Origin of the sequence: Pseudomonas entomophila, assembly GCF_023277925.1 — a bacterium.
Classification (GTDB): domain Bacteria; phylum Pseudomonadota; class Gammaproteobacteria; order Pseudomonadales; family Pseudomonadaceae; genus Aquipseudomonas; species Aquipseudomonas entomophila_D.
On sequence record NZ_CP063832.1, the window covers coordinates 2,096,074 to 2,122,720 of the forward strand.

29 protein-coding genes are annotated in these 26,647 nt (G+C 65.6%); 18 read left to right on the top strand and 11 right to left on the bottom strand.

The genetic code is table 11. From position 1 onward, the window contains the following. Positions 1-32: 32 nt before the first annotated feature. The 3 genes from preA to hydA form a co-directional block, all read right to left on the bottom strand. Complete coding sequence (preA, locus tag IM733_RS08995; RefSeq protein ID WP_248920537.1) at positions 33-1,307, bottom strand: NAD-dependent dihydropyrimidine dehydrogenase subunit PreA; 1,275 nt, start codon at positions 1,305-1,307, stop codon at positions 33-35. Next, entirely contained in the window at positions 1,308-2,675 is a 1,368-nt protein-coding gene (locus IM733_RS09000; protein WP_248920538.1) for an NAD(P)-dependent oxidoreductase, read from the bottom strand. Positions 2,676-2,803: 128 nt separating this feature from the next. Further along, positions 2,804-4,243 carry a dihydropyrimidinase gene (gene hydA, locus IM733_RS09005; RefSeq protein WP_248920539.1) on the bottom strand — a complete coding sequence of 480 codons (1,440 nt, stop codon included), beginning with the start codon at positions 4,241-4,243 and terminating at the stop codon, positions 2,804-2,806. 597 nt (positions 4,244-4,840) lie between these two features. On the opposite strand from hydA, the gene IM733_RS09010 reads away from it, so the two are divergent. Together IM733_RS09010 and IM733_RS09015 are read left to right on the top strand one after the other, a co-directional pair. Then, positions 4,841-6,334, top strand: coding sequence for an NCS1 family nucleobase:cation symporter-1 (locus tag IM733_RS09010; protein WP_248920540.1), 1,494 nt, complete (start codon positions 4,841-4,843; stop codon positions 6,332-6,334). A gap of 126 nt (positions 6,335-6,460) precedes the next feature. Next, positions 6,461-7,747, top strand: a complete 1,287-nt coding sequence (locus IM733_RS09015; RefSeq protein ID WP_248920541.1) for a Zn-dependent hydrolase — start codon at positions 6,461-6,463, stop codon at positions 7,745-7,747. 155 nt (positions 7,748-7,902) lie between these two features. Here IM733_RS09015 and IM733_RS09020 read toward each other — a convergent pair whose 3' ends face one another. Further along, positions 7,903-8,472 (bottom strand): AAA family ATPase, encoded by a 570-nt coding sequence (locus tag IM733_RS09020; protein WP_248920542.1) that lies wholly within the window; start codon positions 8,470-8,472, stop codon positions 7,903-7,905. Positions 8,473-8,583: 111 nt separating this feature from the next. Here IM733_RS09020 and IM733_RS09025 point away from each other — a divergent pair, with 111 nt between their 5' ends. Next, on the top strand, positions 8,584-9,057 hold the full coding sequence (locus tag IM733_RS09025) for an isochorismatase family protein (protein ID WP_248920543.1): 474 nt from the start codon (positions 8,584-8,586) through the stop codon (positions 9,055-9,057). Between the two features lie 38 nt (positions 9,058-9,095). Here the strand turns inward: IM733_RS09025 and IM733_RS09030 are convergent, their stop codons facing one another. From IM733_RS09030 to IM733_RS09045, 4 genes are all read right to left on the bottom strand, one after another. Next, positions 9,096-9,326 carry a hypothetical protein gene (locus tag IM733_RS09030; protein ID WP_248920544.1) on the bottom strand — a complete coding sequence of 77 codons (231 nt, stop codon included), beginning with the start codon at positions 9,324-9,326 and terminating at the stop codon, positions 9,096-9,098. Positions 9,327-9,450: 124 nt separating this feature from the next. Further along, a complete protein-coding gene (locus tag IM733_RS09035; RefSeq protein ID WP_248920545.1) occupies positions 9,451-10,236 on the bottom strand; it encodes a hypothetical protein in 786 nt (261 codons plus the stop codon). A gap of 73 nt (positions 10,237-10,309) precedes the next feature. After that, positions 10,310-11,038 (bottom strand): hypothetical protein, encoded by a 729-nt coding sequence (locus IM733_RS09040; protein ID WP_248920546.1) that lies wholly within the window; start codon positions 11,036-11,038, stop codon positions 10,310-10,312. Positions 11,039-11,218: 180 nt separating this feature from the next. Continuing rightward, positions 11,219-11,887 carry a hypothetical protein gene (locus tag IM733_RS09045; RefSeq protein WP_248920547.1) on the bottom strand — a complete coding sequence of 223 codons (669 nt, stop codon included), beginning with the start codon at positions 11,885-11,887 and terminating at the stop codon, positions 11,219-11,221. Between the two features lie 532 nt (positions 11,888-12,419). Here IM733_RS09045 and IM733_RS09050 point away from each other — a divergent pair. Further along, positions 12,420-13,283: a sensor domain-containing diguanylate cyclase gene (locus IM733_RS09050; RefSeq protein ID WP_248920548.1), complete on the top strand. Its 864-nt coding sequence runs from the start codon at positions 12,420-12,422 to the stop codon at positions 13,281-13,283. A 10-nt stretch (positions 13,284-13,293) separates the two neighbouring features. On the opposite strand, the gene IM733_RS09055 is transcribed toward IM733_RS09050, so the two are convergent. Together IM733_RS09055 and IM733_RS09060 are read right to left on the bottom strand one after the other, a co-directional pair. After that, on the bottom strand, positions 13,294-13,935 hold the full coding sequence (locus IM733_RS09055) for a DUF1109 domain-containing protein (RefSeq protein WP_248920549.1): 642 nt from the start codon (positions 13,933-13,935) through the stop codon (positions 13,294-13,296). Next, positions 13,922-14,509, bottom strand: coding sequence for a sigma-70 family RNA polymerase sigma factor (locus IM733_RS09060; RefSeq protein WP_248920550.1), 588 nt, complete (start codon positions 14,507-14,509; stop codon positions 13,922-13,924). The genes IM733_RS09055 and IM733_RS09060 overlap by 14 nt, the downstream gene beginning before the upstream one ends. Positions 14,510-14,583: 74 nt before the next feature. Between IM733_RS09060 and IM733_RS09065 the strand changes: the two genes are divergently transcribed. From IM733_RS09065 to IM733_RS09130, 14 genes are all read left to right on the top strand, one after another. Then, positions 14,584-14,727, top strand: a complete 144-nt coding sequence (locus IM733_RS09065; protein ID WP_248920551.1) for a hypothetical protein — start codon at positions 14,584-14,586, stop codon at positions 14,725-14,727. A 78-nt stretch (positions 14,728-14,805) separates the two neighbouring features. Continuing rightward, positions 14,806-15,090, top strand: a complete 285-nt coding sequence (locus IM733_RS09070) for a BufA1 family periplasmic bufferin-type metallophore (protein ID WP_240064497.1) — start codon at positions 14,806-14,808, stop codon at positions 15,088-15,090. Positions 15,091-15,106: 16 nt separating this feature from the next. Next, entirely contained in the window at positions 15,107-15,940 is an 834-nt protein-coding gene (bufB, locus tag IM733_RS09075) for an MNIO family bufferin maturase (RefSeq protein ID WP_432760401.1), read from the top strand. Next, positions 15,937-16,692 carry an HvfC/BufC N-terminal domain-containing protein gene (locus IM733_RS09080; RefSeq protein WP_248920552.1) on the top strand — a complete coding sequence of 252 codons (756 nt, stop codon included), beginning with the start codon at positions 15,937-15,939 and terminating at the stop codon, positions 16,690-16,692. The genes bufB and IM733_RS09080 overlap by 4 nt, the downstream gene beginning before the upstream one ends. A gap of 10 nt (positions 16,693-16,702) precedes the next feature. After that, the gene (locus IM733_RS09085) at positions 16,703-17,170 is read left to right on the top strand and encodes a DoxX family protein (protein WP_248920553.1); all 468 of its coding nucleotides are present in this window, start codon (positions 16,703-16,705) and stop codon (positions 17,168-17,170) included. Positions 17,171-17,545: 375 nt separating this feature from the next. After that, the gene (locus IM733_RS09090; RefSeq protein ID WP_248920554.1) at positions 17,546-18,322 is read left to right on the top strand and encodes an ABC transporter substrate-binding protein; all 777 of its coding nucleotides are present in this window, start codon (positions 17,546-17,548) and stop codon (positions 18,320-18,322) included. Positions 18,323-18,346: 24 nt separating this feature from the next. Beyond that, a complete protein-coding gene (locus IM733_RS09095; RefSeq protein WP_248920555.1) occupies positions 18,347-19,036 on the top strand; it encodes an ABC transporter permease in 690 nt (229 codons plus the stop codon). Between the two features lie 13 nt (positions 19,037-19,049). Continuing rightward, a complete protein-coding gene (locus IM733_RS09100) occupies positions 19,050-19,748 on the top strand; it encodes an ABC transporter permease (RefSeq protein ID WP_248920556.1) in 699 nt (232 codons plus the stop codon). Between the two features lie 10 nt (positions 19,749-19,758). After that, the gene (locus tag IM733_RS09105) at positions 19,759-20,871 is read left to right on the top strand and encodes a succinylglutamate desuccinylase/aspartoacylase family protein (protein WP_248920557.1); all 1,113 of its coding nucleotides are present in this window, start codon (positions 19,759-19,761) and stop codon (positions 20,869-20,871) included. A 19-nt stretch (positions 20,872-20,890) separates the two neighbouring features. Next, positions 20,891-21,655, top strand: a complete 765-nt coding sequence (locus IM733_RS09110) for an ABC transporter ATP-binding protein (protein ID WP_248920558.1) — start codon at positions 20,891-20,893, stop codon at positions 21,653-21,655. 79 nt (positions 21,656-21,734) lie between these two features. After that, positions 21,735-22,640, top strand: a complete 906-nt coding sequence (locus IM733_RS09115) for a MurR/RpiR family transcriptional regulator (RefSeq protein ID WP_248920559.1) — start codon at positions 21,735-21,737, stop codon at positions 22,638-22,640. A 167-nt stretch (positions 22,641-22,807) separates the two neighbouring features. Beyond that, on the top strand, positions 22,808-23,191 hold the full coding sequence (locus IM733_RS09120) for a tautomerase family protein (protein ID WP_248920560.1): 384 nt from the start codon (positions 22,808-22,810) through the stop codon (positions 23,189-23,191). Between the two features lie 91 nt (positions 23,192-23,282). After that, positions 23,283-24,176 (top strand): LysR substrate-binding domain-containing protein, encoded by an 894-nt coding sequence (locus tag IM733_RS09125; RefSeq protein ID WP_248920561.1) that lies wholly within the window; start codon positions 23,283-23,285, stop codon positions 24,174-24,176. Between the two features lie 92 nt (positions 24,177-24,268). Next, a complete protein-coding gene (locus IM733_RS09130) occupies positions 24,269-24,973 on the top strand; it encodes an SDR family oxidoreductase (RefSeq protein WP_248920562.1) in 705 nt (234 codons plus the stop codon). Between the two features lie 6 nt (positions 24,974-24,979). On the opposite strand, the gene IM733_RS09135 is transcribed toward IM733_RS09130, so the two are convergent. Continuing rightward, on the bottom strand, positions 24,980-26,605 hold the full coding sequence (locus IM733_RS09135) for a mechanosensitive ion channel family protein (RefSeq protein ID WP_248920563.1): 1,626 nt from the start codon (positions 26,603-26,605) through the stop codon (positions 24,980-24,982). Positions 26,606-26,647: the final 42 nt, after the last annotated feature.

The window sequence follows — 26,647 nt, forward strand, 5'->3', positions numbered from 1 at the left end:
ATTGCCAGGTAGCGATCACCACCGTGCCCTACTCAACCCACCTCACGATAGGGATTGCGCGGATCCTGGGTCCAGTTCAGGTACGGCTTGCCGGTGTCCTGCGCGACCATCTCGATACAGCTTTCCACCGGGCAGGTGATCTGGCACAGGTTGCAGCCCACGCACGCCTCCTCGATCACGCTGTAGGTGTGGGTGCCGTCGGCCTTGAGGGTGCTGGCGATGGCCTGGTGCGAGGTGTCCTCGCAGGCGATGTGGCAACGCCCGCAACCGATGCACGCGGCCTGGTCGATCTGCGCCACCGACTTGTAGTTGATGTCCAGGTACTTCCAGTCGGTGGTATGGCCCACGGCCAGGCCACGGAACGCGTCGAGGTTGGCGTGCCCATGCTGGTCCATCCAGCGTGCCAGGCCGTCCTTCATGTCGTCGACGATGCGAAAACCATGCAACATCGCCGCCGTGCACACCTGCACCGCGCCACTGCCCAGGGCGACGAACTCCGCCGCGTCGCGCCAGGTGCCGATGCCGCCGATGCCGCAGATGGGCAGGCCGAGGGTCTCGGGGTCGCGGGCAATCTCGGCGACCATGTTCAGGGCAATGGGCTTGACCGCCGACCCGCAGTAGCCGCCGTGGGTGCTCTGGTCGCCGACGATGGGGTGGGCAACCATGCGGTCCAGGTCGACGCTGGTGATCGAGTTGATGGTGTTGATCAGCGACACCGCGTCGGCCCCGCCGCGATAGGCGGCGCGCGCCGACTGGCGGATATCGGTGATGTTGGGGGTGAGCTTGACGATCACCGGCAGCGAACAGTGGGTCTTGCACCAGCGGGTGACCCGCTCCACGTACTCCGGTACCTGGCCGACCGCGGCGCCCATGCCGCGCTCGGGCATGCCGTGGGGGCAGCCGAAGTTGAGCTCGATGCCGTCGGCGCCGGTGGCCTCCACCAGCGGCAGGATGAACTTCCATGCGTCTTCCACGCACGGCACCATCAGCGACACGACCAGCGCGCGGTCGGGCCAGTCCTTCTTCACCTGGGTGATTTCGCGCAGGTTGATCTCCAGCGAACGGTCGGTGATCAGCTCGATGTTGTTGATGCCCTGCACCTGGCGGTTTATGCCGTAGTGCGCCGAGTAGCGCGACGACACGTTGACCGCCGCCGGGTCCTCCCCCAGGGTCTTCCACACCACCCCGCCCCACCCGGCCTCGAAGGCGCGGACCACGTTGTAGGCCTTGTCGGTGGGCGGCGCGGAGGCCAGCCAGAACGGATTGGGCGCCTTGATGCCGGCGAACACGATGGACAGGTCGGCCATTTACGCAGCCTCCACGTTGAGCATGAGTTGGGCATGGATGGCTTCGGCGGCCAGCTTGCCATGTTGCACGGCCTGAACGGTGAGGTCCTGGCCCAGGGCGGTGCAGTCGCCACCGGCGTAGATGCCCGGCAGGTTGGTGCGCATCTGTTCATCGACGCGGATGCGCTCGCCGTCGCGGGCCAGTTGCGCGGCCAGCGGGTCGCCGAGGCTTGCGTCGTCGAAACGTTGGCCGATGGCCTTGAAGATCGCGTCGGCGGCCAGTTCGAAGGTTTCGCCGGTATCGTTCAGGCGACCATCGACCCGTTGCGTGCGCGCGAAGCGCATGCCGCGCACGCGGCCCAAGTCATCGAGCAGCACGGCATCGGGCCGCGCCCAGGTGTGCAGGCGCACCTGGTTCTGCTTGGCGATTGCCTGTTCGTGGCCGGTGGCGCCCATGTCGGCCTCGCCACGGCGGTACACCAGGTTGACGTCGCGGGCGCCCAGGCGGCTCATCTGCACGGCCATGTCGATGGCGGTGTTGCCGGCGCCGATCACCAGGCAACGGTCGGCCAATGGCAGCTGGCTCAGGTCGTCAGCCTGGCGCAGTTCACGGATGTAGTCGGTGGCGGCCAGCAGGCCGGGCGCCTCCTCATCCGGCAAGCTCAATTGCCGCACGGCGTTCAGGCCCAAGCCGAGGAACACCGCGTCGTACTGGCTGTGCAGCTCGCCCAGCGCGAGGTTGCCACCCAGGCGCTGGCCGTGACGGATCTCGATGCCGCCGATGCCCAGCAGGAACGCCACTTCGCGCTGGGCGTAGTCGTCCACCAGCTTGTAGCGGGCAATGCCGTATTCGTTGAGGCCACCGGCCTTGTCCCGCGCCTCGAACACCACCACGTCGTGGCCGTGCATGGCCAGGCGGTGGGCGCAGGACAGCCCTGCCGGCCCCGCGCCGACCACGGCGATGCGCTTGCCGGTGGCAGGCGCGCGCTTGAACGGGTGTTCGCTGAACTGCGCGTTGTCCAGGGCGTAGCGTTGCAGCTGGCCGATCAGCACCGGCGCGCACTCCTGGGCATTGTTGCGCACGCAGGCCTGCTGGCAGAGGATCTCGGTCGGGCACACCCGGGCGCAACTGCCACCGAGGATGTTGGCCGAAAGAATGCGCTCGGCGGCGCCTTGCAGGTTCTCGTCGCTGATGCGGTGGATGAACGAGGGGATGTCGATGTCGCTGGGGCAGGCATTGACGCAGGGCGCGTCGTAGCAGTACAGGCAGCGCGCGCTCTCGAGGGCGGCCTGGCGGGCGGTGAGCGGGGGCGCAAGGTCGGTGAAGCTCTCGGCCAGCTGGTCGGCGCCGGCCCGGGGGCGCGGCAAGTGGTTCAGGGCGTCGATCACGGTGGGTAGCCTCTCTGTTTTTTTATGGGCTCAGGTGGCGGTCATGGGCCTGGCCTTTCGGGCGCTGTTCGCCGGCAAGCCTGCCCCTACACGTGCGAGGTAGGGGCAGGCTTGCCGGCGAACCCGATTCAGCGCTGGACCGGCGTCGGCCGCTGGTGCTCGGCCCGGCGCTCCAGCACCTCGTACACCGAGGGATACGCCGGCCGCTCCACATAGCGCCCCGCCCCCGGCTCGGCGCGCAGGTCGCCGTCGGCCCAGAGCACCTTGCCCTGGCTGATGGTGTGGCTGGGGATACCGCGCACGGTGCGGCCTTCGAAGATGTTGAAGTCGACCTGCTGATGGTGGGTTCGCGCCGAGATGGTCCGCGTGCCCTGCGGGTCCCACAGCACCAGGTCGGCGTCGGCGCCGACACGGATGGCGCCCTTGCGCGGGAACAGGTTGAAGATCTTCGCGGTGTTGGTGGAGGTCAGCGCGACGAATTCGTGCATCGACAGGCGCCCGCTGTTCACCCCGGCGTCCCACAGCACCGCCATGCGGTCCTCGATGCCGGCGGTGCCGTTGGGGATGCGGCTGAAGTCATCGCGGCCCATGGCTTTCTGCTCGGCGCAGAAGCAGCAGTGGTCGGTGGCGGTGGTGTGCAGGTTGCCCGACTGCAAGCCGCGCCACAGCGCCTCCTGGTGCTCGCGCGGGCGGAATGGCGGGCTCATCACGTAGCCGGCGGCAGTGGCCCAGTCCGGGTCGCGGTAGACGCTGTCGTCGAGCAGCAGGTGGCCGGGCAGCACCTCGCCGTAGACCGGCTGGCCCTTGGCCCGGGCATAGCTGATCTCGTCCAGCGCCTCGCGGCTGGACACATGCACCAGGTACAGCGGCGTGCCCAGCGTCTCGGCGATACGGATGGCGCGGCTGGCGGCCTCGCCTTCGACCTGCGAGGGCCGCGACAGCGGGTGCGCCTCCGGCCCGGTCAGCCCCTGGGCCAGCAGCTTGCGCTGAAGGTGATAGACCAGCTCGCCGTTCTCGGCGTGCACGGTGGGCACCGCGCCCAGTTGCAGGCAGCGCTCGAAACTGGCGACCAGGGTGTCGTCGGCGGCCATGATCGCGTTCTTGTAGGCCATGAAGTGCTTGAAGCTGTTCACCCCATGCTTGGCCACCAGCTCACCCATCTCTTCGGCTACCTGCTCGCTCCACCAGGTGATGGCAACGTGAAAGCCATAGTCGCTGGCGCTCTTCTGTGCCCAGCCGCGCCAGGTGTGGAAGGCGTCGAGCAGCGATTGCTGCGGGTTGGGGATGACGAAGTCGATGATCGAGGTGGTGCCCCCGGCCAGGCCGGCGGCGGTGCCGCTGAAGAAGTCTTCGCTGGCCACGGTGCCCATGAACGGCAGCTGCATGTGGGTGTGCGGGTCGATGCCGCCGGGCATCAGGTAGCGGCCGCTGCCGTCGAGGATCTCGCAACCGGTGGGGGCTTCGAGGTTTTTACCGATGGCGCGGATCAGGCCATCGGCACACAGGACATCGGCGGGGTAATGCTCTTCGTGGGTGACCACGGTGGCGCCACGGATCAACAGGGACATGCCGTTTACCTCGCAGGCTGACCGGTCTTCTGGCCGGTTCTTGGAATTTTTTGGGCCAGTGCCTGCGGGCTTGGGTCAATCCTGTCAGGCCTGACAAGAATCGAGGCTAGTTGCGGTTCGAATATTCATCAAGAAAAAATATGCAAATACTTAAAATTTTAACTTATTGATTTATATGCATTTATTTGACGTTTCACCAAAAGGGAGCAGCCTTTCACCATTTTGACGCACTTGACAGGATGCAAATCTGGTCAAGATTTTCTACGCAAATTCAGCTGTTTGAAACGGCTGGAAAGGCGCAGGCAGCACAGCGGATCTGCCGGGCCGCACCGCTTTGAATCACGGTGCGGGGCTTGTGTCGGCGCTGCGATTGATCGCACGCCCCGGCAGCTGTCAGGAATGCTTTTGCAAGTCAGTAGGTTACCTGCGGTCACCGGCGATCACCGGGAGCGAACCGACTCGACCCGGCACGGTTGTTGTAACCCCGGCCACTACCGCCATGGCCGGACCGCAGGTGCAGTACTGGTGGTGTGTGTACTCCGGCCATCGCATTAGCCCGATGAGCGAACAACAAGAAGAATCCCTGGAGAAGGCCCCATGCAACAGAGCAGATCGCAAGTGGTCGAGCAGCACGGCCTGTACGAGCTCGACGCCGGCAGCGACGTCCTCGACAGCCCTCGCTACAACCATGACATCGCCCCCACCAAGGTGCACCAGCGCACCTGGAACAAGTGGCACATCACCGCGCTGTGGGTGGGCATGTCCATCTGCGTGCCCACCTACACCCTGGGCGGCGTACTCACCGCCTACTTTGGCCTGAGCGTGGGCGAGGCGCTGCTGGCGATCCTGCTGGCCAACCTGATCGTGCTCATTCCGCTGACCCTCAACGCCTTCCCCGGCACAAAGTACGGCATCCCCTTCCCGGTGCTGCTGCGTTCATCGTTCGGCATCTTCGGCTCCAACGTGCCGTGCCTGATCCGCGCCGTGGTGGCGTGCGGCTGGTTCGGTATCCAGACGATGTTCGGCGGCCTGGCCATCCACCTGTTCCTCGGCTCGCTGTTCCCCGAGTGGAAGGCCCTGGGCGGCACCGGCGAGGTGATCGGCTTCATGCTGTTCTGGTCGCTGAACCTGTGGGTGGTGTTGCGCGGGGCGGAGTCGATCAAATGGCTGGAGACGCTGTCGGCGCCGCTGCTGGTGGCGGTCGGGGTCGGCCTGCTGTTCTGGGCGCTGCCGCACATGTCGATGACCGAGCTGCTGGCGCAACCACCGAAACGCCCCGAGGGCGCCAGCGTGGCCAGCTACTTCTGCGCCGGGCTCACGGCCATGGTCGGGTTCTGGGCCACCCTGTCGCTGAACATCCCCGACTTCAGCCGCTACGCGAAAAGCCAGAAAGACCAGATTCTCGGGCAGATTTTCGGCCTGCCGCTGACCATGTTCCTGTTCGCCGCGCTGGGGGTGGTCATGACCGCCGCCTCGGCCTCGCTGGTGGGCCAGACCGTGTCCGACCCGGTGAACCTGATCGGCCATATCCAGAGCCCGGGCTGGGTGGCCCTGGCCATGGCGCTGATCATCATCGCCACCTTGTCGACCAACACCGCGGCGAACATCGTCTCGCCGACCAACGACTTCCAGAACATCGCCCCGCGCCTGATCGGCCGCAGCCGGGCGGTGTGGCTGACCGGGTTCATCGGCTTGGCGCTGATGGGCCATGAGCTGCTCAAGAAGCTGGGCTGGATCGTTTCCGATCTGAGCCTTGAGAGTGTCTATTCCAACTGGCTACTGGGCTACTCCAGCCTGCTCGGGCCGATCGCCGGGATCATGGTGGTGGACTACTTCCTGGTGCGCCGCCAGCAGCTGGACCTGGCCGGGCTGTACCGCGACGACGTGTACCCGGCGTGGAACTGGGCGGGGTTCGCCGCCTTCGCCGTGCCGGTGGCACTGACCGTGATGGCCATCGGCAACAGCAGCTTCAGCTGGTTCTACGACTACGGCTGGTTCACCGGCTCGCTGCTCGGTGGCGGGCTCTACTACGCCCTGGGCGGCCTGGCGCTGCGCGGGCCGGCGCGCCTCGACCAAAACCTGACCCATTGACCTGACACGACGTCCGTAGGAGCGGCTTCAGCCGCGATCACCCGCGCAGTGGGTGCCAGCCACCACGGTGCCAGCATCGCGGCTGAAGCCGCTCCTACCGAACGACAAAGCCCTGAGGAGACACCCATGACCACCCTCGCCAAGGAAGTCCTGCAATCCACCGAACACCACGTCGACAGCGCCCGCCTCTGGCAATCGCTGATGGACCTCGCCCGCCTCGGCGCCACCCAGAAAGGCGGCGTCTGCCGCCTGGCCCTGACCGACCTCGACCGCCAGGCCCGCGACCTGTTCGTGCAATGGACCCAGGCCGCCGGTTGCAGCGTCAGCATCGACGCGGTCGGCAATATCTTCGCCCGCCGCCCAGGGCGCAACGACAACCTGCCACCGGTAATGACCGGCAGCCATATCGACACCCAACCCACCGGCGGCAAATTCGACGGCTGCTTCGGGGTCATGGCCGGCCTGGAAGTGCTCCGCACCCTCAACGACCTGGGCTTGGAAACCGAAGCGCCGCTGGAAGTGGTGGTGTGGACCAACGAGGAAGGCTCGCGCTTCGCCCCGTGCATGATGGGTTCGGGGGTGTTCGCCGGCAAGTTCACCCTCGAAGAGACCCTGGCCAAGCGCGACGCCCAGGGCGTGAGCGTCGGCGAGGCGCTGAACGCCATCGGCTACGCCGGCCCGCGCGCGGTGCTCGGCCACCCGGTGGGCGCCTACTTCGAGGCGCATATCGAGCAAGGCCCGATCCTCGAGGACCAGCGCAAGACCATCGGCGTGGTGCTCGGAGCCCTGGGCCAGAAGTGGTTCGACCTCACCCTGCGCGGCGTCGAGGCCCACGCCGGCCCCACCCCCATGCACCTGCGCAAGGACGCCCTGGTCGGCGCCGCCGCCGTGGTCGAGGCGGTCAACCGCGCCGCCCTCGCCCACCAGCCCCATGCCTGCGGCACGGTCGGCTGCCTGCAAGCCTACCCAGGCTCGCGCAACGTGATCCCTGGCGAAGTGCGCATGACCCTGGATTTCCGTCACCTGGAAGGCGAGCAGTTGCATGCGATGATCCAAGAGGTACGCGCGGTGATCGACGCCACCTGCGCCAAGCACGGCCTGAGTTTCGAGCTGACCCCGACCGCCGACTTCCCGGCGCTGTACTTCGACCGTGGCTGCGTCGATGCCGTGCGCGATTCGGCGCGCACCCTGGGTTTGCCGCACATGGATATCGTCAGCGGTGCCGGGCATGACGCGATCTTCCTCGCCGAGCTGGGGCCGGCGGGGATGATCTTCGTACCGTGTGAAGGTGGGATCAGCCACAACGAGATCGAAAATGCCACACCGCAGGACCTGGCGGCCGGCTGCGCGGTGTTGCTGCGGGCGATGCTGGCGGCGTCGGAGGCTATTGCCAGTGGGCGGTTGGCGGCTTGAGACGTAGGGCTTTGGAGGTGTTCGACGGGGGGCCTGCGGCGTTTATGCAATAGAGCGCCGCTCGCGCGGCGCATCGCGGATGAATCCGCTCCTACAAGCAAATTCGGGTATGGCCTGTCAGGCAGGGTCACGGTGCAACGAAGGTAGGAGCGGATTCATCCGCGAGCGGTGCTCGATCTCGAGAGCACCGCAAGACCATCGCCCTTGACCACCCCAGGCAACCCCTCGACAAAAGCCGCCACCTCCCGCGCACTCCCGAGGTGCACCACCGGCACCTGCGCCCCTATCGCCAGCCGCATCGCCTCGATCCCCAACCGGCTGACCCGGTCGAAATGCCAGACGAACTTGAGAAATTCGAGAAAATCCTTGTTCGGCTTCTCATTGCACCCCTGCGGCAGGTCAGGCCGCGCAGGCTTGAGCAACGAGCGCTGGATGACCCGCCTCAGGCAGGTAAGCCGCGGCGTGTCCAGCCAGATCACCAGGTCGGCGTGGGGCAGGCGCAGGTCGAAGGTGCGCCGCGAATAATTGCCATCGGTCACCCAACTGCCACCCGCAAGCGCCTGCACCACCCGCTCGCGAAACACCTCGTCGTCCGCCTCCTCCCAGCCGGGCTCCCAGAACAACCGGTCCAGGTGAACCACCGGCAGCCCCAGCCGTGCGCCAATCGCCCTGGCCAGGGTCGACTTGCCACTGCCCGCGTTGCCCAGAATCACGATCCGTTGCATGAGCGCCCCTTCGCTGCGGCGTATCCAGCGTGTTCGAACCAGGACGAACGCCCTCCACGAGGCGCTCGGCGCTATACTCGGCGCCCTTCGTACCTGGATCGGGAAAAATCAATGCGGCAAGTACTGCTCATCGTAGACGTGCAATCCACCTTCAGCCCGTCCGAGCGACTGGTGGACGGCATTCGCCGGCTGTCGGCGACCATCCCCACCGTTGCCTCCATCGAACTGCACGACGAGCAGGCCACCCCGTTCCAGCGCCAGCTCGGCTGGCACCCGGCCGCCGAGGACGTGGCCCTGGTCGAGGCCGACAAGGTGTTCGTCAAGCACGGCTACGGGCAGACCGCCGAAACCCTCGCCTACATCAAGGGCCTGAACGTCGAGCGCGTGCTGGTGTGCGGCCTGCAGACCGAAACCTGCGTGCTGGCGGCGGGGTTTGCCCTGTTCGACGCCGGGCTCAACCCGACCCTGGTGACCGACCTCACCTCGGGCTCCTCGCTGGACCGCTCAGGGCAACTGGGCATCGACCTGTGGAAGCACCACTTCGGCCAGGTGACCACCGCCGCGCAAGTGCTGGCCGACCTCTGAGTACAGGCGCCGCCCGTGAGGGCGGCGCCGGCACAGGGTCACACTTCCTTGAACGTGGCGGCTGCGCCACCCACGCCGCCACCCAAGGTGAGGCACTCGACGGAAATCTGCGGGCGATTGCCGTCTCGCAAGGTGTAGCGGTCGCCGACGACGAGCGTCTGCCCAGCCGCATTCACACAGTTGGGTACCGCATAGTTCTGGTTACCCCCTGTGTAGGCATTACCGGTTGCAACCACTTTGTTCAGCGCGGCGCTATAAACATCAGTCATGTTGGTTTCCTTCCCTGTCTCATTGATGGATGCAGGTGACGGTGCTGGATGTACCGCTACCCACGCCCTGACAGTACTTCGCCCACCCCACCTGAGTAAGTATCGATACCGTAACCCCGGCCACTCAGGATTGCGGGGGGTAGTTCCCCGCCACGAAAGCATTGATCGACACATCGAAATAGACGCTTTGCGGGCTCGATGCGCTCAAGGTCACCACCGTGTAACGGCCAATCTGCAACGTCGCGTTGGCCGACAGCTGCGCCGACTTGCTCATCGTCTGGGGCGCCACCGGCCGCAGCATGCTCACGGGCAGTACCGTGCCCGACGGGACATTGCTGGCCACGAACACCCAGACCGTCGGCGCGAGGACCTGGGTGTAACGTGTCTGGAAAGGGTTGAGGCTGTTGTAATTGACGGGTGAAGGGCTATCGGGCTTCTCGTCACCGTTCTGGTAGATGAAACTCGCCGCGCCCGTGACCACGGGCTGGGCATTCGGCGGCGCGTCGTAATACATGCCGATGTACCCCGCCAAGCCAGTGCCATCGCCGTTCACCTGCACGCCATCGAAGCTGTAGGTATTACCTGCCAGCGCCTCGGACCAGGGCCCCAGCGTCAGTGTGCCTGGGTACGCCACCGCGCCATGGGACACATAGGCCACGCGGGTGGTGTCGAACAACAGCGTGGTCTGGTCGGCAATCGGTTGCAGGGTGTAGGCCGCCACGACATTGCCGCCCTCGGAGGCAGGGTCAGGCAGCACCACGACGATGTACTGGTTGTTGTCGACCAGGAACTTCCTGGCGTCGTAGTCGACATTCAGGTTCAACTGCAGCGTCCCTGCGCGGCATGGCGGCGGCGCAAGCATACCCAGCAGCCAGGCGAAGGTCAGACACATCAATCCGGATCGATTCATTGGTTTCTCCCAAGAAAAACACCCGTATCCACCAAGGGCGGATACGGGTGTCATGGCATCAAGCGATGTGCTTTCAGCTGCCTGAGTTGACGATGGTGCCGATCGTCGAACCGGAGCTCACCGGCTGTACTGCTGGGGTATTGGGCAGGTTGGTGATCGCGAAGGTACTGGCCAGAACCTGCAGATCGTATTCGATGGTGCTGGCGTTGAAGGAGAACGTGCAGCCAGGCGCCGAAACGCTGGCCTGGACGTTACCCGACTGCAGGCTCTGTTGCGCCGCCACCATCAGGATGGTGTCCAGTGGCTTCATCATGATCGAACCTTGTGGGTTCAGGGTGAAGGCGCAGAACGGCAGGTACTGGCTACCGTTCGGTGTGTTGACCAGGCCAGCAAGGCCTACGGTCAAGGGTGGGGTCCCGGACGGCCGGTTGTTGAACAACCCCAGGCTGTCGGCAGGCACGCCCGACACGCCGCCCGACACGAAGCTGCCGTCGGGGTTGAAGGTCTGCGCGCTGCCCAGCGACAACTCAGCGGAAATGGACTGCATCTGGATCGTGGTGTTGGCCGCGATGTTGCCTTGCGTGGTGACGTAGATCTTGTATTGCGGGGTGTACTCGATGTCGACCAGCCCGAACATCGAGCCGAACGGCACGGAGAACCAAGTAGGCACACCGGCGGTGAGCTGGTTTGGCCCTACCGCGCCCTTGTAGGCCATCAGGCTGTAGCCTTGGTTTTGCAATGCGCTGAGCACCGCCTTCTGGTCGGCCGAAGTAAAATCAAAATCCATGGAGAACGTGGTCATGGTGTCACCTGTCATTCCTTAACGCCTTGATGTATGTCAGCCGTTTATGTTCCCGGCTAACGACCTGAGTCACCGAAGAGCAACTTTCTATCCTTGGCTTTCCTTGTGACTCAGGGTGGAGCGTAAATATAATCTGGCCATTCAATAAGTAGCGTTACCGTAACTAAAAGCCCCCCTTAGTTACATGTTCAAGCACATCCGCTCCTGCTGCGAAGCACCGAGAAATGCCTGTAGCGCCTGGCAGATGGAGGACGCCAAGGCTTCCTGGTGGGTGATTTCCAGGTAAGCCTCGCCGTTGAACTGCTCCGACCAGGTCACGCAACCGGTGGCCGTTTCGATCAAACGGACGCTGGTGCGGATGCGTTGCGCATCGACATGCACGCTGCCCTCCAGGCGATGCCCGCCGGCCATGGGTTGCGGTGCCATACCAACAGGCTCGACGATGATGCGCCGGCCCAGGTTCTTGTACAGCAGGTGCGTCAGCTCCTCATGCAGCCCCAAGGCGAAACACTCCCACTCGGCGGCTTGCGCCACGCATTTGAAAGGGCAGATGGAAAAGGCACTGCCTTGCTCAAAACCACAGGTAACCGGGCGCAGGCGCCGAAACACAGGCATGTAGCAACCCAGCGGCACGACGATCTCGAGCGCGGCGGTGTTGTTCCCCACGGCGTAGTAGTGCTTGAGCTTGGCCCGCAACCGCCCCACCTGGACACGGACCACCGGATCCTCTCCCGGGCTGTAGTTCTGGGGGTCGCGGTCGAACACCCCGATACCAATGGCGTACTCGCTGGTGTCGCGGGCGCATTCCTTGAGTGCCTGCTCCACCAGGTAATCCAACAGCCGGCTCATGCGTGGCGACTTTCTGAAAGTCGCGCTCGCCAACAGCGCGTCCTTCGCGGACCTGACTTCATCTACCGCCACAAGGTCCCGACCTTCTTGTTTGCCCTGCACTTCAGCCATGGCATGAATTTCCTTTGCGTCCTTACATGGAAAAGTTGCCTGTATGCCGAGTGGCTTTGTTCGATACATCCCTGGGCAGCACTGCACTCGCCACACAGCATTATTTAGAAACATCGGCTCCGTTTTTATATTCGAGAAGTTCCGACAACCGCGGAAGCCGCACAACTTCCAGCGGTGCCTGACAGGCTAACGGTGCGCGCAGTAACCTATAAGTATCGTTACCGTAGCGCGGAAGTTGCCTGGCCTGGCGCCCGCGGCGGGTGGCGCATTTTTATCCAGGCCGCTGTGGTGGCCCGGGCACCACCCTGTGTATGCTGTCCCCCGCGCGGCGAACGGAATCCCGGGCTGGCCTGCAGGAGCGCTCAAGCCACCCCACGCGATCGGGCCATGATCGAGCACTTTGTGACGGACGCCCCGCCCTATGCCCGTTGACTTGCAAGCGCTCTACCCCAAGCTGATCCACCTGATGCTGGATACCGTGTTCGTGGTCGACCGGCACGACACCATCGTGTTCGTCAGCAATGCCTGCGAGGCGCTGCTCGGCTACCAGGCCGACGAGCTGACCGGTACCCCGATTACCCGCTACATGCACCCCGACGACCTGGAGGCCACCCGCGCCTCGATCGTCAAGGTCATGGGCGGCACGCCCCACTTCGATTTTCGCAACCGCTATGTGCGCAAGGATGGCGGCATCGTGCATATCCTCTGGGCGGCGTTCTGGTCCGAAGAGGTGGGCGCGCGCATTGGCGTCGCGCGCAACATCACCGCCCTCGCCCAGGCCGAGCACGAACTGCGCTTCCTCGCCCACCACGACCCGCTGACCCAACTGACCAACCGCTCGCTGTTCAATGACCGGCTGGCCTCGGCCCTGCGCGTGGCACATCGCCACCAGCGCAGATTGGCGCTGCTGTTCCTGGATATCAATGACTTCAAAGGCATAAATGATGGCCATGGACACGCGGCGGGCGATCGCGTGCTCTGCATGATCGCCCACCGCTTGCAGGCCTGTGTGCGCGAGGCGGACACGGTGGCGCGGATGGGTGGGGACGAGTTCATCGTGTTGTTGACGGATATCCCGTCAGATGCCGCCGTGCACGAGAAAGTGGAGCAGATTGCCTCGGCCATGGCCGAGCCGCTGGGTACTGAGTTCGGTGAGGTCAGAATGCCGTCCTGCAGTATCGGCTTGGCCTTCTACCCCGAGGATGGCGAGGACGCTGACACCTTGCTCAGCCATGCGGACAGCGACATGTACCGCAAGAAACGACACCGCGCCCGGGTGGGTTGAAGCGCCCGGCTCACCAGCGCAACAGGCGCGGCCCCAACGCAGCGCCGAGCAGCGTGGGCACCAGCATGCCCAGCAGGTACCACAGGCCCCAGAACGGCACGCCCATCTCCGGGCAATGCAGGCAGTACGCCAATGCCGCGGTGGCGCCGGCGAGCAACCCGCCCGCGGCGCCGGCCTGGCGCAGACGGGTCGGGGCGAGGCCACGCAACGCCCAGAACACGGCGATGAACACGGGTGTCGAAAGCAAGCTGATGTTCAGCGCGCAGGTACGCCAGGTGCGGCCAAAGATCAGGTCAGCCCGTGCCTCAGGTGGGGCGCCCTGCAAGCTGATGGCGGCGCCCAACCAGACCAGCAGCAGCGGCACCCCCAGCAGCCCCCAGAGTGCGCCCCCTCTGACACCCGGCCGGGCCAATCGCTGCGTCAACCCCAGCCCCAGCAGCGCCAGGCTGGTGGGCAAGGCCACCTTGGCCCAGAACAATGGCGTGCGCGCCACCTCGGCCAGGTCGCTACGTACCCCGTAGAGCGCCACGGTCAGCAACAGCGCGCCCAGCATGCCGGCGAGCAGCGCCAACCCCAAGCCCCGCGCCAGTGCATGGCGGTCTACCGGCCCCTGCGCGGTGGCCAGCAGGCTGATCAGTTCATTGGTCTTCATCTTTGCCTTTACCTCGAATCAACCTGCCCAAAGCCTTGAGGCCCCGGTGGATGCCCACCTTCACCGCCGAACTGGAAAGCCCGGTGATCCGTGCGGCCTCCTCCACCGACAGGCCCTCCAGCTTGACGTGCACGATGGGCAAGCGCTGACGATCCGGCAGTTGCCCGAGCAGTTTGCCCAGGTCCCGGCTGGCCTGGGCGGGTTCTTCGTCACTGACGGCGAACAGTTCGCTGTCATCCTCCAGCGCATCGTGCCGCGCCTCATGGCGGGCGTGGCTGCGCAGGTGGTCGGCCAGCTTGTAGCGGGCGATCGCCTGCACCCAGGCGGTGAGCGGCTGCTGCGCCTGGTAGGTGTGGCGCGCATTGTGCACCGCCAGCAGCACCTCCTGCAGCAAGTCCTCGACCTCGGCCGGGTGCTGAGGCAGGCGCCGCCGCAAGAAACCGCGCACATGGGCTGCCAATGCCGTAAGGAACTGGCGATAGGCAAGCGCATCGCCGGCCAGCCCTTGCAGCAGCAGAGCCTGCAAGTGCGATTCGCGAGTGCTGAGCACGTCCTGTGAATTAGTTCGTTGCATCGTCCGCCTGGGTTACAGCGTCGGTAGGATTCTTTTCATCCAAGCATCGCCACCGTACCGGGCGCAAGTGCCGGATGAACGGTGAAGCCGTCCAGATGCCCGCCTCAGGTTATGTGCGGGTACGCAGATCGCGCGCCGCGCGGGGCGCGCTCGACCTGATGGGCGCAGAAGATTTCAAGGCAATCGACCAAGAACAAAAAAATTTCCTGGCCCTGTAACCCGACCCGCCTCCACCACGAACTACTCCATGAGCCGCCGGTAAACCGCCTCGGCCACTTCCCCTGGAGCGCACTCTCATGAAAACCCTCGCCCTCGCCTCTGCCGCCCTCGCCCTCGCCGCCCTTGCAGGCACCGTCATGGCCGACGACACCAAACCCGCCGGCACCGGCGCCACCATGGAGAAATGCTACGGCGTCGCCATGGCTGGCAAGAACGATTGCAAGGCCGGTGCCGGCACCACCTGCGCCGGCAGCGCCAAGAAAGACTACGACGGCATGCACTGGAAAAACGTCCCGACCGGCACCTGCACGTCGATCCAGACCCCCAACGGCATGGGCTCGCTCACCCCGATCAAGTCCTGAACAGAGGCCACCGACCATGAACGGGATCCCGACGATGGGTGCCGGGCTCGGGCTCAAGCCAGAGCACTATGCCCAGGCCTGGGCCTGCTGCGCCGACGGGCTGTGGTTCGAGGTGCATCCGGAAAACTACATGGTCGGCGGCCCACGCCTTGCCTGGCTGCGGCGGATGGCCGAGCGCCATCCGCTGTCGCTGCACGGTGTCGCGCTGTCACTGGCGGCGGACGCCGAACCGGATATAGAGCACCTGCGCCGCCTGCGTCTGCTGGTCGAACAGGTGCGCCCGGCACTGGTGTCGGAACACCTGGCCTGGTCGACCTGGGGTGACCAGTATCACCCCGACCTGCTGCCCTTTCCCCGCAGTCACGAAGCGCTGGCCCGGATCAGCGCGAACATCCAGCGCACCCAGGAGGCATTGGGGCGCCCCATTTCCATCGAGAACCCCAGCCACTATCTACACCTGGACGGCCACGACTGGGACGAGATCGACTTTCTCGGCGAACTGGTTCACCGCACCGGTTGCGGCCTGCTGCTGGACGTCAACAACGTGCACGTCAGTGCCCACAACCTCGGTTTCAGCGCGCCGGACTACCTCGCACGCTTTCCCGCCCAGGCCATCACCGAGGTACACCTGGCCGGCCACAGCCATGACGACCAGGCCGCTCTGCTGATCGACTCCCACGACGCCCGCATCGCCGAGCCGGTGTGGGCGTTGTACCGGCAACTGATCCAGCGGATCGGCCCTCGGCCGACCCTGATCGAACGCGACGGCAACATTCCCGCCTTCAACGAATTGCTGGCCGAGCGCGCCATCGCCCAGGCGACCCTCGACCGCGCCGGAGACCTGCCATGAACCTCAGCCTTGGCCAGTTCCAGGCCGCGTTCGTCGACGCCCTGTACCTGCGCCCTGCCCCACAACTGGCCGCACTCACCGGGCAAGCGGCGTTCACGGTATACCGCAACACCGTGCTGGCCGGCTGCGTCGACGCATTGCGGGCCAACTTCCCCAGCGTCGAGACCCTGGTGGGGCCTGAATGGATGCACGCCGCCGCCACGGCCTACGCCCAGCAGTCGCCGCCCTGTGATCCTCGCCTGATCCGCTATGGCGCGGCGTTCCCGGCCTTTCTCGATGACCATCTGGCCCATCATGGCCTGGTTTACCTGGCAGATGTCGCGCGCCTGGACGTTGCCTGGACTGAAGCCTTCAGTGCGCCCGACGATCCTTGCCTGCAACTGGCCGAGCTGTCGGGCATGACTGCCAGTGACCTTGTTCTCAGCCACCTGCGCCCGCGGGCCAGCGTGCGCTGGCAGTGGTTCGATACGCACCCGGCCTACAGCCTCTGGCGCCACAGCCGCGAACACCTGCCCTGGCCAGCGGATCACCCCTGGGCCGCCGAAGGCGCTCTGTTCAGCGGTGATTGCGAGGGCGTCACCCACCAGGCGCTCAGCCTCGGCGGTTGCGCCTTCCTCGATGCCTGTGCCGCCGGGCAGCCGCTGGAGCAGGCTTCGCTGCACGCCGAACAGACCCAACCCAATCTGGACTTCAACGACCTGCTCGGGCGGTTGTTGCAAGCCCGGGTCTTTCGCCCACTCACCTTCGCTTGAGGGAGCCGTCATGGACATCACCCACGCCAGCGCGTCGCCCCGTGGCTTGCGCCAACACTGGAACCGCCTCGCCGACCGCCTGCAAGGGTTGTTGAGCGATAGCCTGTTGTGCCTGGTCGCTCGCCTGGGCATCGCCTCGATCTTCTTTCTGTCCGGGCGCACCAAGGTCGAAGGGCTGCTGACCATCACCCCCGGCACCTACGAGCTGTTCCAGAGTGACTACGCCCTGCCGCTGGTGTCGCCCTGGCTCGCAGCGCACCTGGCGACCTATGCCGAGCACCTGTTCCCGCTGCTGCTGGTGCTGGGCCTGTTCACCCGCCTGTCGGCGCTGGCCTTGCTGGGCATGACCACGGTGATCGAGGTCTTCGTCTACCCCGATGCCTGGCCTACCCACCTGTCGTGGGCCGGCCTGCTCCTTCTGCTGATTGCCCGGGGCGGTGGGGCGTTGTCGCTGGATCGAGTGTTGCGGTTGCGCTGAAGGGCCTGATCAGCTTTGTGGGCAGGGGGGCTGCCACGCAATCTTCATCGTCCGTGAGATCGAGCGCCGCCCGTGCGGCGTATCGCGGATGAATCCGCTCCTACCAAGGCGATCCCCGGTACCTTCCCAGACATGGCTGGCCGGAAACAAACGTGTAGGAGCGGATTCATCCGCGATGCGCCGCGCGGGCGGCGCTGGATGTGTACACCACCACAAGACCTGAGACGAACACCGGGCAGCCGTCAGTCGCCAATCTGACACAATTATTTTCACTATGTTGATTTATGAAATTATTCATGTCATTTTCTGACTCGCCTGATCCATCACCCGCAACGGGCCATGGCAGGCACCGCCCTACCCACCGGAGTCAAGAATATGAACAAGACCGGACTTCTCGGCGCATTGACACTCTGTGCCTGCAGCGCACTCACACAAGCCGACGAAGGCAGCCTGCGCATCGGTATCGAAGCCGCCTACCCGCCGTTCTCCTACCGCACCCCCGCAGGTGAGCTGGCCGGGTTCGACTACGACATCGGCAACGCCCTGTGCGCGCAGATGCAGGTGAAATGCCAGTGGGTCATCCAGGAATTCGACGGGATGATTCCGTCATTGAAGGTGCGCAAGATCGACGCTGTGCTGTCGTCCATGTCGATCACCGAGGACCGCCTGAAATCGGTCGATTTCACCGACAAGTACTACCACACCCCCGGCAAGTTCGCGATGAAGGCCGGCAGCACCCTCAACGACCCGGCCGCCGACCTCAAGGGCCGCAAGCTCGGCGTGCAACGCGCCTCCACCTACGACCGCTATGCCACCGAGCAACTGGAGCCCGCCGGCGTCGAAGTGGTGCGCTACGCCTCGCAGAATGAAGCTTTCCTGGACCTGGTGGCCGGCCGCCTGGACGCCACCCTCGCCGATATCGTCAACACCGAGGAAAGCTTCATCAAGACCCCGGCGGGCCAAGGCTTCGCCCTGGTCGGCCCGGATATCAGCGACCCGCAGTACTTCGGCCGTGGCGCCGGCATCGCCGTGCGCAAGGGCGATAGCGCCAACCTGGCCCGGCTCAACGCCGCCATCGCCGCCATCCGCGCCAACGGCACCTACCAGCAGGTGCAGAGCAAGTACTTCCCGTTCGACATCTACGGCCAGTAACCCCGGCCGACGAGGACTCTCATCATGCTTTACGGCTACGGCTCGAGCATTCTCGAGGGCGCCTGGCTGAGCGTCAGCCTGGCCCTGCTGGCGATGGCCCTGGCCATCACCCTGGGCCTGATTGGCGCGGCCTGCCGCCTGTCACCGCTGAGATGGCTGGCGACCCTGGGTGATGTCTACACCACGGTGGTGCGCGGCATTCCCGACCTGGTGCTGATCCTGCTGGTGTTCTACGGCGGCCAAGACCTGGTCAACCGGCTGGCGATGGCGCTGGGTTACGAGCAGTACATCGACATCAACCCGTTCATCGCCGGGGTCTGCACCATGGGTTTCATTTTCGGCGCCTACCTGTCGGAAACCTTTCGCGGCGCCTTCCTGGCCATCCCTCGCGGGCAGGCCGAAGCGGGCGCGGCCTACGGCATGAGCGGCCTGCAGGTGTTCTGGCGGATCAGCGTGCCGCAAATGGTGCGCCTGGCCCTGCCGGGCTTCACCAACAACTGGCTGGTGCTGACCAAGTCCACCGCGCTGATTTCGGTGATCGGCCTGCAAGACATGATGTTCAAGGCCAAGAACGCCGCCGACGCCACCCACCAACCCTTCACCTTCTTCCTCGCCGTGGCCGGGCTGTACCTGCTGCTGACCAGCGTGTCACTGGTGCTGTTGCGCGGTGTGGAGAAGCGCTATTCGGTCGGTTTCAAAGCCGCCGAGCTGTGAGAGGACGCCTTCGATGATGCTCGACTATCAATTGATCTGGCAGAACCTGCCGCTGTATCTGGGCGGCATCGCGCTGACCCTGAAAGTGCTGCTGATGTCCCTGGCCTGCGGCCTGGCGCTGGCGATCCCACTGGCGCTGATGCGGGTCTCGCGCGCCTGCCTGCTGCGCGTGCCGGCCTGGCTCTACACCTATGTGATCCGCGGCACGCCGATGCTGGTGCAACTGTTCCTGATCTACTACGGCCTGGCGCAGTTCGAGGCGGTGCGCCAAAGCCCGCTGTGGCCGTACCTGTCCAGCGCCACCTTCTGCACCTGCCTGGCGTTCGCCATCAACACCAGCGCCTACAGCGCCGAGCTGCTGGCCGGCAGCCTCAGGGCCACGCCCCGGGGCGAGCTGGAGGCCGCCCGCGCCATGGGCATGTCGCGCCTGACCCTGTACCGCCGCATCCTGCTGCCGTCGGCCCTGCGCCGGGCGCTGCCGCAGTACAGCAACGAGGTGCTGATGATGCTGCAGACCACCAGCCTGGCCTCGATCGTCACCCTGGTCGACATCACCGGCGCGGCCAAGACCTTCAACGCCCGCTACTACCTGCCCTTCGAGGCGTACATCACCGCCGGGCTGATCTACCTGGCCCTGACCTTCATGCTGGTGCGCCTGTTCAAGCTGGCCGAACGCCGCTGGCTGGCCTACCTGGCCCCGCGCAAGCACTAAGGAGCTTCCCATGCAGCACATTGACCACACTCTGCCCTGGAGCACCTGCGGCACCCAGCGCAGCCTGCGCGTGTTGCGCTTCGGCAACGGCCCGCGCAAGGCCTATATCCAGGCCTCGCTGCATGCCGATGAACTGCCGGGCATGCGCGTGGCGGTCGAGCTCAAACGCCGGCTGCTCGAGCTCGAAGCCCAGGGCCGGCTCAGCGGGGTGATCGAACTGGTGCCGCTGGCCAACCCGATCGGCATCGGCCAGATGTTCCAGGCCACCCACCAGGGCCGTTTCGAGTTCGACAGCGGCAAGAACTTCAACCGCGATTTCCCGGCGTTGACCGAAGCACTGGCGGCGCACCTGCAGGGCCGGCTGGGTGGCGATGGCGACGCCAACGTGGCGACCATCCGCCAGGCCATGCTCGACCTGCTCGCCGACCTGCCGCCGGCCAGGTCCGAGCTCGACGGCCTGCGCCGCCTGCTGCTGCAACACGCCTGCGACGCCGACCTGGTGCTGGATCTGCACTGCGATTTCGAGTCGGTGATGCTGCTCTACGCCATGCCCCAGCACTGGCCGCGATTGCACTCGCTGGCCGCGCGCCTGGGCGCCGAAACGGCGCTGCTGGCCGAAGGCGCCGGTGGCGATGCGTTCGATGAAGCCTGCGCGGCGCCCTGGCTGCACCTGCGCGAGTACTTCCCCGAAGCCGAGATCCCCCTGGCCTGCGTGGCCACCACCATCGAGTTGCGCGGCATGGCCGACACCGGCCGCGAACAATGCCAGGCCAGCGCCGAGCAGATTCTCGGCTACCTCGCCGACCAGGGCCTGATCGACGGCCCGTGGCCCGCCGCGCCCGATCACCACTGCCCGGCCACGCCGTTCGCCGGTGCCCAGTACGCCTACGCCGAACACCCAGGCGTGGTCAGTTTCCTGCAACCGCTGGGGGCCAAGGTGAGGGTCGGTGATCCGCTGTTCGAAGTGATTGACCCACTCAGCGACCGCCACAGCGTGGTCCACGCCAGCACCGACGGCATCCTCTATGCCCGCGAACGCCTGCGTTTCGCCCAGCCCGGCCTGTGGCTGGCCAAGGTCGCCGGCAGCACACCCATCCGCCAGGGTCGCTTGCTCAGCGACTGACACCACGGGGAATCGACACATGAACAAACTGGACATCCAGCAACTGCACAAAAGCTACGGCGACCACCAGGTGCTGCGCGGCGTCTCGCTGCAGGCCAACGCCGGCGATGTGATCAGCATCATCGGCTCCAGCGGCTCGGGCAAGAGCACGTTCCTGCGCTGCATCAACCTGCTCGAACAGCCCAACGCCGGGCAGATCCTGGTCAACGGCGAGCAGCTGAAACTGCGCAATTGCCCGCGTGGCGGGCTGCGCGCCGCCGACCCGCGCCAGCTGCAACGGCTGCGCGCACGGTTGAGCATGGTCTTCCAGCATTTCAACCTGTGGTCGCACATGAGCGCACTGGAGAACGTCATGGAGGCCCCGGTGCAGGTGCTGGGCATGGGCCGCAAGGAAGCGCGTGAAAAAGCCGAGCACTACCTGCACAAGGTCGGCGTCAGCCACCGGCGCGACGCCTACCCGGCGCACATGTCCGGCGGCGAGCAGCAACGGGTGGCCATCGCCCGGGCGCTGGCCATGGAGCCTGAGGTGATGCTGTTCGACGAGCCCACCTCGGCGCTCGACCCGGAGCTGGTGGGCGAGGTGTTGAAGGTCATGCAGGACCTGGCCCAGGAAGGCCGGACCATGGTCGTGGTCACCCATGAGATGGGCTTCGCCCGCGAGGTGTCCAACCAGCTGCTGTTCCTGCACAAGGGCCTGGCCGAAGAATGTGGCGACCCACGCGAGGTGCTGGCCCGGCCACGGTCCGAGCGCCTGCGCCAGTTCCTCGCCGGCAGCCTCAAGTAACCCCCTGACGCTTCCCGGCGCCGCGCCGGGAAGTGCCTTGGGATACACTACGGCCACGCTTACAGGAGCCTCGCCGCGGATGACCAGCCACTCGAAGAACACCACCGTCTACGCCTCGCCGGTCATGCGCAAGCTGTCGCAGGGCCTGGCCGAACTGCCGCCCTCGCTGCGCAAGGTCGCCGACTACATCCTGCGCCATCCGCTGAAGGCCGCGACCCTGACCATCGAGGAAATGGCCCAGGCCACCGCGACCTCGCCAGCGGCGGTCAATCGCCTGGCCAAGGCCCTCGACCTCGGCGGCTACAGCGGCATGAAGACCGAACTGGTGGCGACCTTGCAACAGATGGTCTCGCCGGTGGACAAGCTGCGCAACGAACTGGCCCAGCGCCCAGGCGGCGACTTTGGCCTGCATGAGCAGATCCAGAGCGCCACCAGCAACCTGGCGACCACCGCCAGCAACAACCAGGCCGAAGCGTTCGAAGCCTTCATCAGCAGCCTGGTCGGCGCGCGCAAGGTGTACGTGCTCGGTTTCGGCAATAGCGTGTACCTGGCGGGGCTGGCAGCTTCGACCCTGGTGCCGTTCTGCAAGGATGCCTGCGCCATCAGCATGGAAGGCGGCAACGAGAACGCCGCCTACCGCCTGGCCGCGATCACCGAGCAGGACGTGCTGCTGGCGATCGCCCTGCCCCGCTATTCCCAGGACACCCTGCAGCTGTCGCGCTTCGCCCATGAGCGCAACGCCACGGTGTTGGCGATCACCGATTCGCCCGCTTCGCCCCTGGCACCGATCGCCCGCCATGTGCTGTACGCCCCCGCCGACCACCCGGTGCTGACCAGCTCCAACATTGCCGTGCTGGCGCTGATCGAAGGGTTGGTGGCCGGGGTCATGGCGCGTAACAAGGAAGCGGTGAAGCTGGCGACCGAGTTGACCGAGAGTGTGATGTCGTACCTGCATGTGCCCGGCGGCAAAGCGACCAGGAAATAGTGGCGAATCCTTCGCGGATCACCACCGCACCTGTAGCAGCCCGCCTTGCTGGCGAACAGCCCCCGCACGGATCCAAGGCCAGCGTTGAACCCGGTTCGCCAGCAAGGCTGGCTCCTACAGGGGGTCTATGCTGTTTCCGGCGACCTGCCATCCTCAAGGAGCTGCACATGCCTCTGGTACGCATCGACATCCGCCGCCACCCCGACCGCATGCACCTGCAGAAGCTCGGGCAGGTGGTGTTCGCGGCCATGAAACGCACCATCAATGTGCCGGAGCACGACAACTTCCAGGTGCTGACCGAGCACGACGACGACCGCTTGGTGAACGACCGCGAGTACCTGGGCATCCCGCGCACGGACCGCCAGGTGTTCATCCAGCTCACCATCAGCGAGGGGCGTACGGTCGAGCAGAAGAAAGCGCTCTTCCAGGCCATCGCCGAGGGGTTGGAAGCAGAGGCGGACGTGCGCCCGGAGGATGTGTTCATCAACCTGGTCGAAGTGCGCAAGGAGAACTGGTCGTTCGGCCACGGCATTGCCCAGTACGCGACCTAGGTGATGGTTTTTCTACTGGCATGGGTTCCTTTACCCAGGCATCGAGGCTAGTCTCGGCACACACGTTCCCGCCCATAGAACAGCCATCGCCATGCCCGCCGGTTTCCCCGCTTTGCCATCGCTCAATGCCCTTCGCATGTTCGAAGTCGTGGCCCGTCACCTGAACTTCCGCCTGGCCGCCGAGGAACTGGGGCTGACCCAGGCGGCGGTGGCCCAGCAGATTCGTGGGCTGGAGGCCAGCCTCGGGATCCGCCTGTTCGAGCGCCTGCCACGGGGCCTGGGGCTGACCGACGCGGGGCTGGCCTACAGTGCCAGCGTGCGCGACGCCCTGGCGATGATCGATGAGGCTACCCGCCTGCTCAGGCCAGCGCCGACACACCTGACGGTCAGTGTCACCCCCACCTTCGCCTCGAAATGGCTGATTCCCCGGCTGGGGGCGTTCGCCGAGGATAACCCGCAGATCGACCTGCGCCTGCTGGCCACCGACCGGCTGTCGCACTTCCACACCGACGGGGTGGACCTTGCCGTGCGCCAAGGCCAGCCGCCGTTCGGCGCCGGGCTGAACGCCGAACCGCTCCTTGAGCAGCGCATCGTCGCCGTGGCGAGCCCACGGTTGATTGCCGACAAGGGCCTGCCAGACAGCTTCGAGGCCCTGCAGGGCTTCGTCTGGCTGCACGACGCCCACGGCTTCTGGCCCCAGTTCACCGCCACGCTGTACCCCGGGCACGCGCCGGCCAGCGCCAGGCACATGCGCTTCAACCAGACCGCCCTGGCCATCGAGGCCGCCGTCAACGGCCAGGGCATCTGCCTGGCCAGCCATGCCTTCGTCGCGGCCGACCTCGTCGCGGGCAGGTTGGTCCAGGTGTTCGCCGAGCAACTGCGCCTGGACAAGGCGTTCTACCTGGTGTGGCCACGCAAGCCCCGGCAGCCGGCGACCTTGCAGCGGGTCAAGGCCTGGCTGCTGCAACAGGTAGCCGATAGCTGAGCTACTGGCTTGACAAAGCCAGACTGCCTCCCTCACCGCGCACCGTACTGCTAGGGTTACACCCTCAGTCAAGGCATTTACCTGGAGGCAGCATGTCAGTCGAAAAAGTAGCGATCATCACCGCCGGTGGCAGTGGCATGGGCGCGGCCGCAGCGCGGCGGCTGGCCGCCGACGGCTACAAGGTCGGGGTCCTGTCGTCGTCGGGCAAGGGCGAGGCCCTGGCCGAGGAACTGGGTGGCGTGGGCATCACCGGCAGCAACCAGTCGGTAGATGACTTGCAACGCCTGGTCGATACGGTCATGGCCAAGTGGGGGCGCATCGACGTGCTGGTCAACAGCGCCGGCCACGGCCCGCGCGCGCCGATCCTCGAGATCAGCGACGAAGACTGGCACAAGGGCATGGACACCTACCTGCTCAATGTCATCCGCCCGGCCCGCCTGGTAACACCGATCATGCAGCGGCAGAAGGCTGGGGTGATCATCAACATCTCCACCGCCTGGGCCTTCGAACCCAGCGCCCTGTTCCCCACTTCCGCCGTGTTCCGTTCGGGGCTGGCCGCATTCACCAAGATCTTCGCCGACGAGTTCGCCGGCGACAACGTGCGCATCAACAATGTGCTGCCCGGCTGGATCGACAGCCTGCCGGCCACCGAGCAGCGCCGCGACAGCGTACCGCTCAAGCGCTACGGCACCAGCGACGAGATTGCCGCCACCATCGCCTTCCTGGCCAGCGACGGCGCCGCCTACATCACCGGGCAGAACATCAAGGTCGATGGCGGGCTGACACGCAGCGTGTGAGGCGGCTCAGCCCTTGTCACTGTCCTCGCCGGGGGCCCGGGCAGGTGCCGAGAACCACTGGTCCCGTGGCACCCACTTCTCTTGCGCCGGGTCGCCCAGGTAATGCGGCGACATGATCTGCACGCCGTACTCGTTGAATACATCCTGGATGTTGGCGTGCAGCAGGCTCAGCAGCTCCGCGCGTGGCCTCGGCTCGCTGGGGATCGCCTGGGCCACCAGGCGGTACTCGGGGTAGAAATCCGAAAGCCCGGTCTGGAACACTTGCGGCCTGGGCGTGGTGACGATCCCCTCGGTGCGCGTCGCGGCCTCGATCAGCATGGCCTCGACCTGGCGCCAGGGTGTGTCGTAGCCGATGGTCACCACGGTGTCGACGATGTAGCCCTGGCCCTGGACCACCCGCGAATAGTTGCGCGTCACGGAGCCGGTGATCATCGAGTTGGGCAAGGTCAGCACCTCGCCAAGCCCAGTGCGGATCGTGGTGTTGAACATGCCCACTTCGGTCACCGTGCCCTCGTTGTCGCCCACGCGCACGTACTCCCCGGCCTTTAGCGTGCGTGAGTAGGTGAGAATGAGCCCGGCCGCCGCCTGCCCCACCACGCTGGAAGCGCCCAGGGAAATCATCAGGCCCAGCAGCACCGACAACCCCTTGAAGGCATCGGTCCCCGAACCCGGCAGGTAGGGGTAGGCCATCACCAGGGCGAACAGCCAGATCGCCAGCGACGTCAGGCGCGTGGTCGGTTGCAGTGTCTCCTCGGTCAACCAGTTGAGCGTGCCAGGGCGCGCCATGCGCTCGAGCAGACGACGGCTGAACGCACTGATGCCACGGGCGATGAAGAAAATCAGCACGGCCACGGCGATACCAGGGATCGCTTGCAATATGCCGTCGAGCAGGTAGCGCAGCAGGTCGAGCAGGTGCACGTTGAGGCTTTCGCCCCAGGGCCGGGTATAGGGGAACTGCGACAGCACGAAGCTCAGCCACTGGTAGCTCAGCAGCAGCACCACGCCCCAGTACAGCAGGCGCAGCAGGCGGTCGATCAACCAGTACACATACTGCATGTCGAACAAAGGCAACTGCCCGACCCGCAATTGGTAGGCGCGCTGGCGCATCAGTTGCGGCAGGCTGCCGCGCAACTTGCTCCGGGCCAGGTTGGCGGCCTTGATCAGCGCCAGGTAGATCAGCGTGGCCAGCGCCGAATAGCCCAGCGCCTTGAGCAGGAAATGCAGGTTGCGCGCCTCGCCTGTCTCCTGGACCACCTGGCGCAGGACCGCCGCGGCCTGTTCGGCGGCCGCCCGGGTATCGCCACCGACCTCGAGGTCATGGGGCGACACGATGAACGCTCGCCGTCCGCCCAGCAGGACCAGGTGGCTGTGCTGGATGGGGTCGATGCTGACCGTGAGCTCGTCGGTGCTGCGCAAGGCGTCATCGATCACCAGCGTGGCACGCTGCGCCCGCGCGGCGGGTGTCTCACCCAGCAAGGTGGCATGAAAGGTGAAGATGTCGCGGTTGGCGATACGCAGCTCGGCAGGTTTGCCGGCCACACCGTCGGTGGCGCTGTCTGCCGCTTCGTTGGCCTTCCCCACGACGGGGAGCAAGGTGAACAACATAATCAACACGTAGATCAGGCGATTCATCACAAGCTCCCAGGCCTCCATGTGCAACCTTGTAGTGATAGC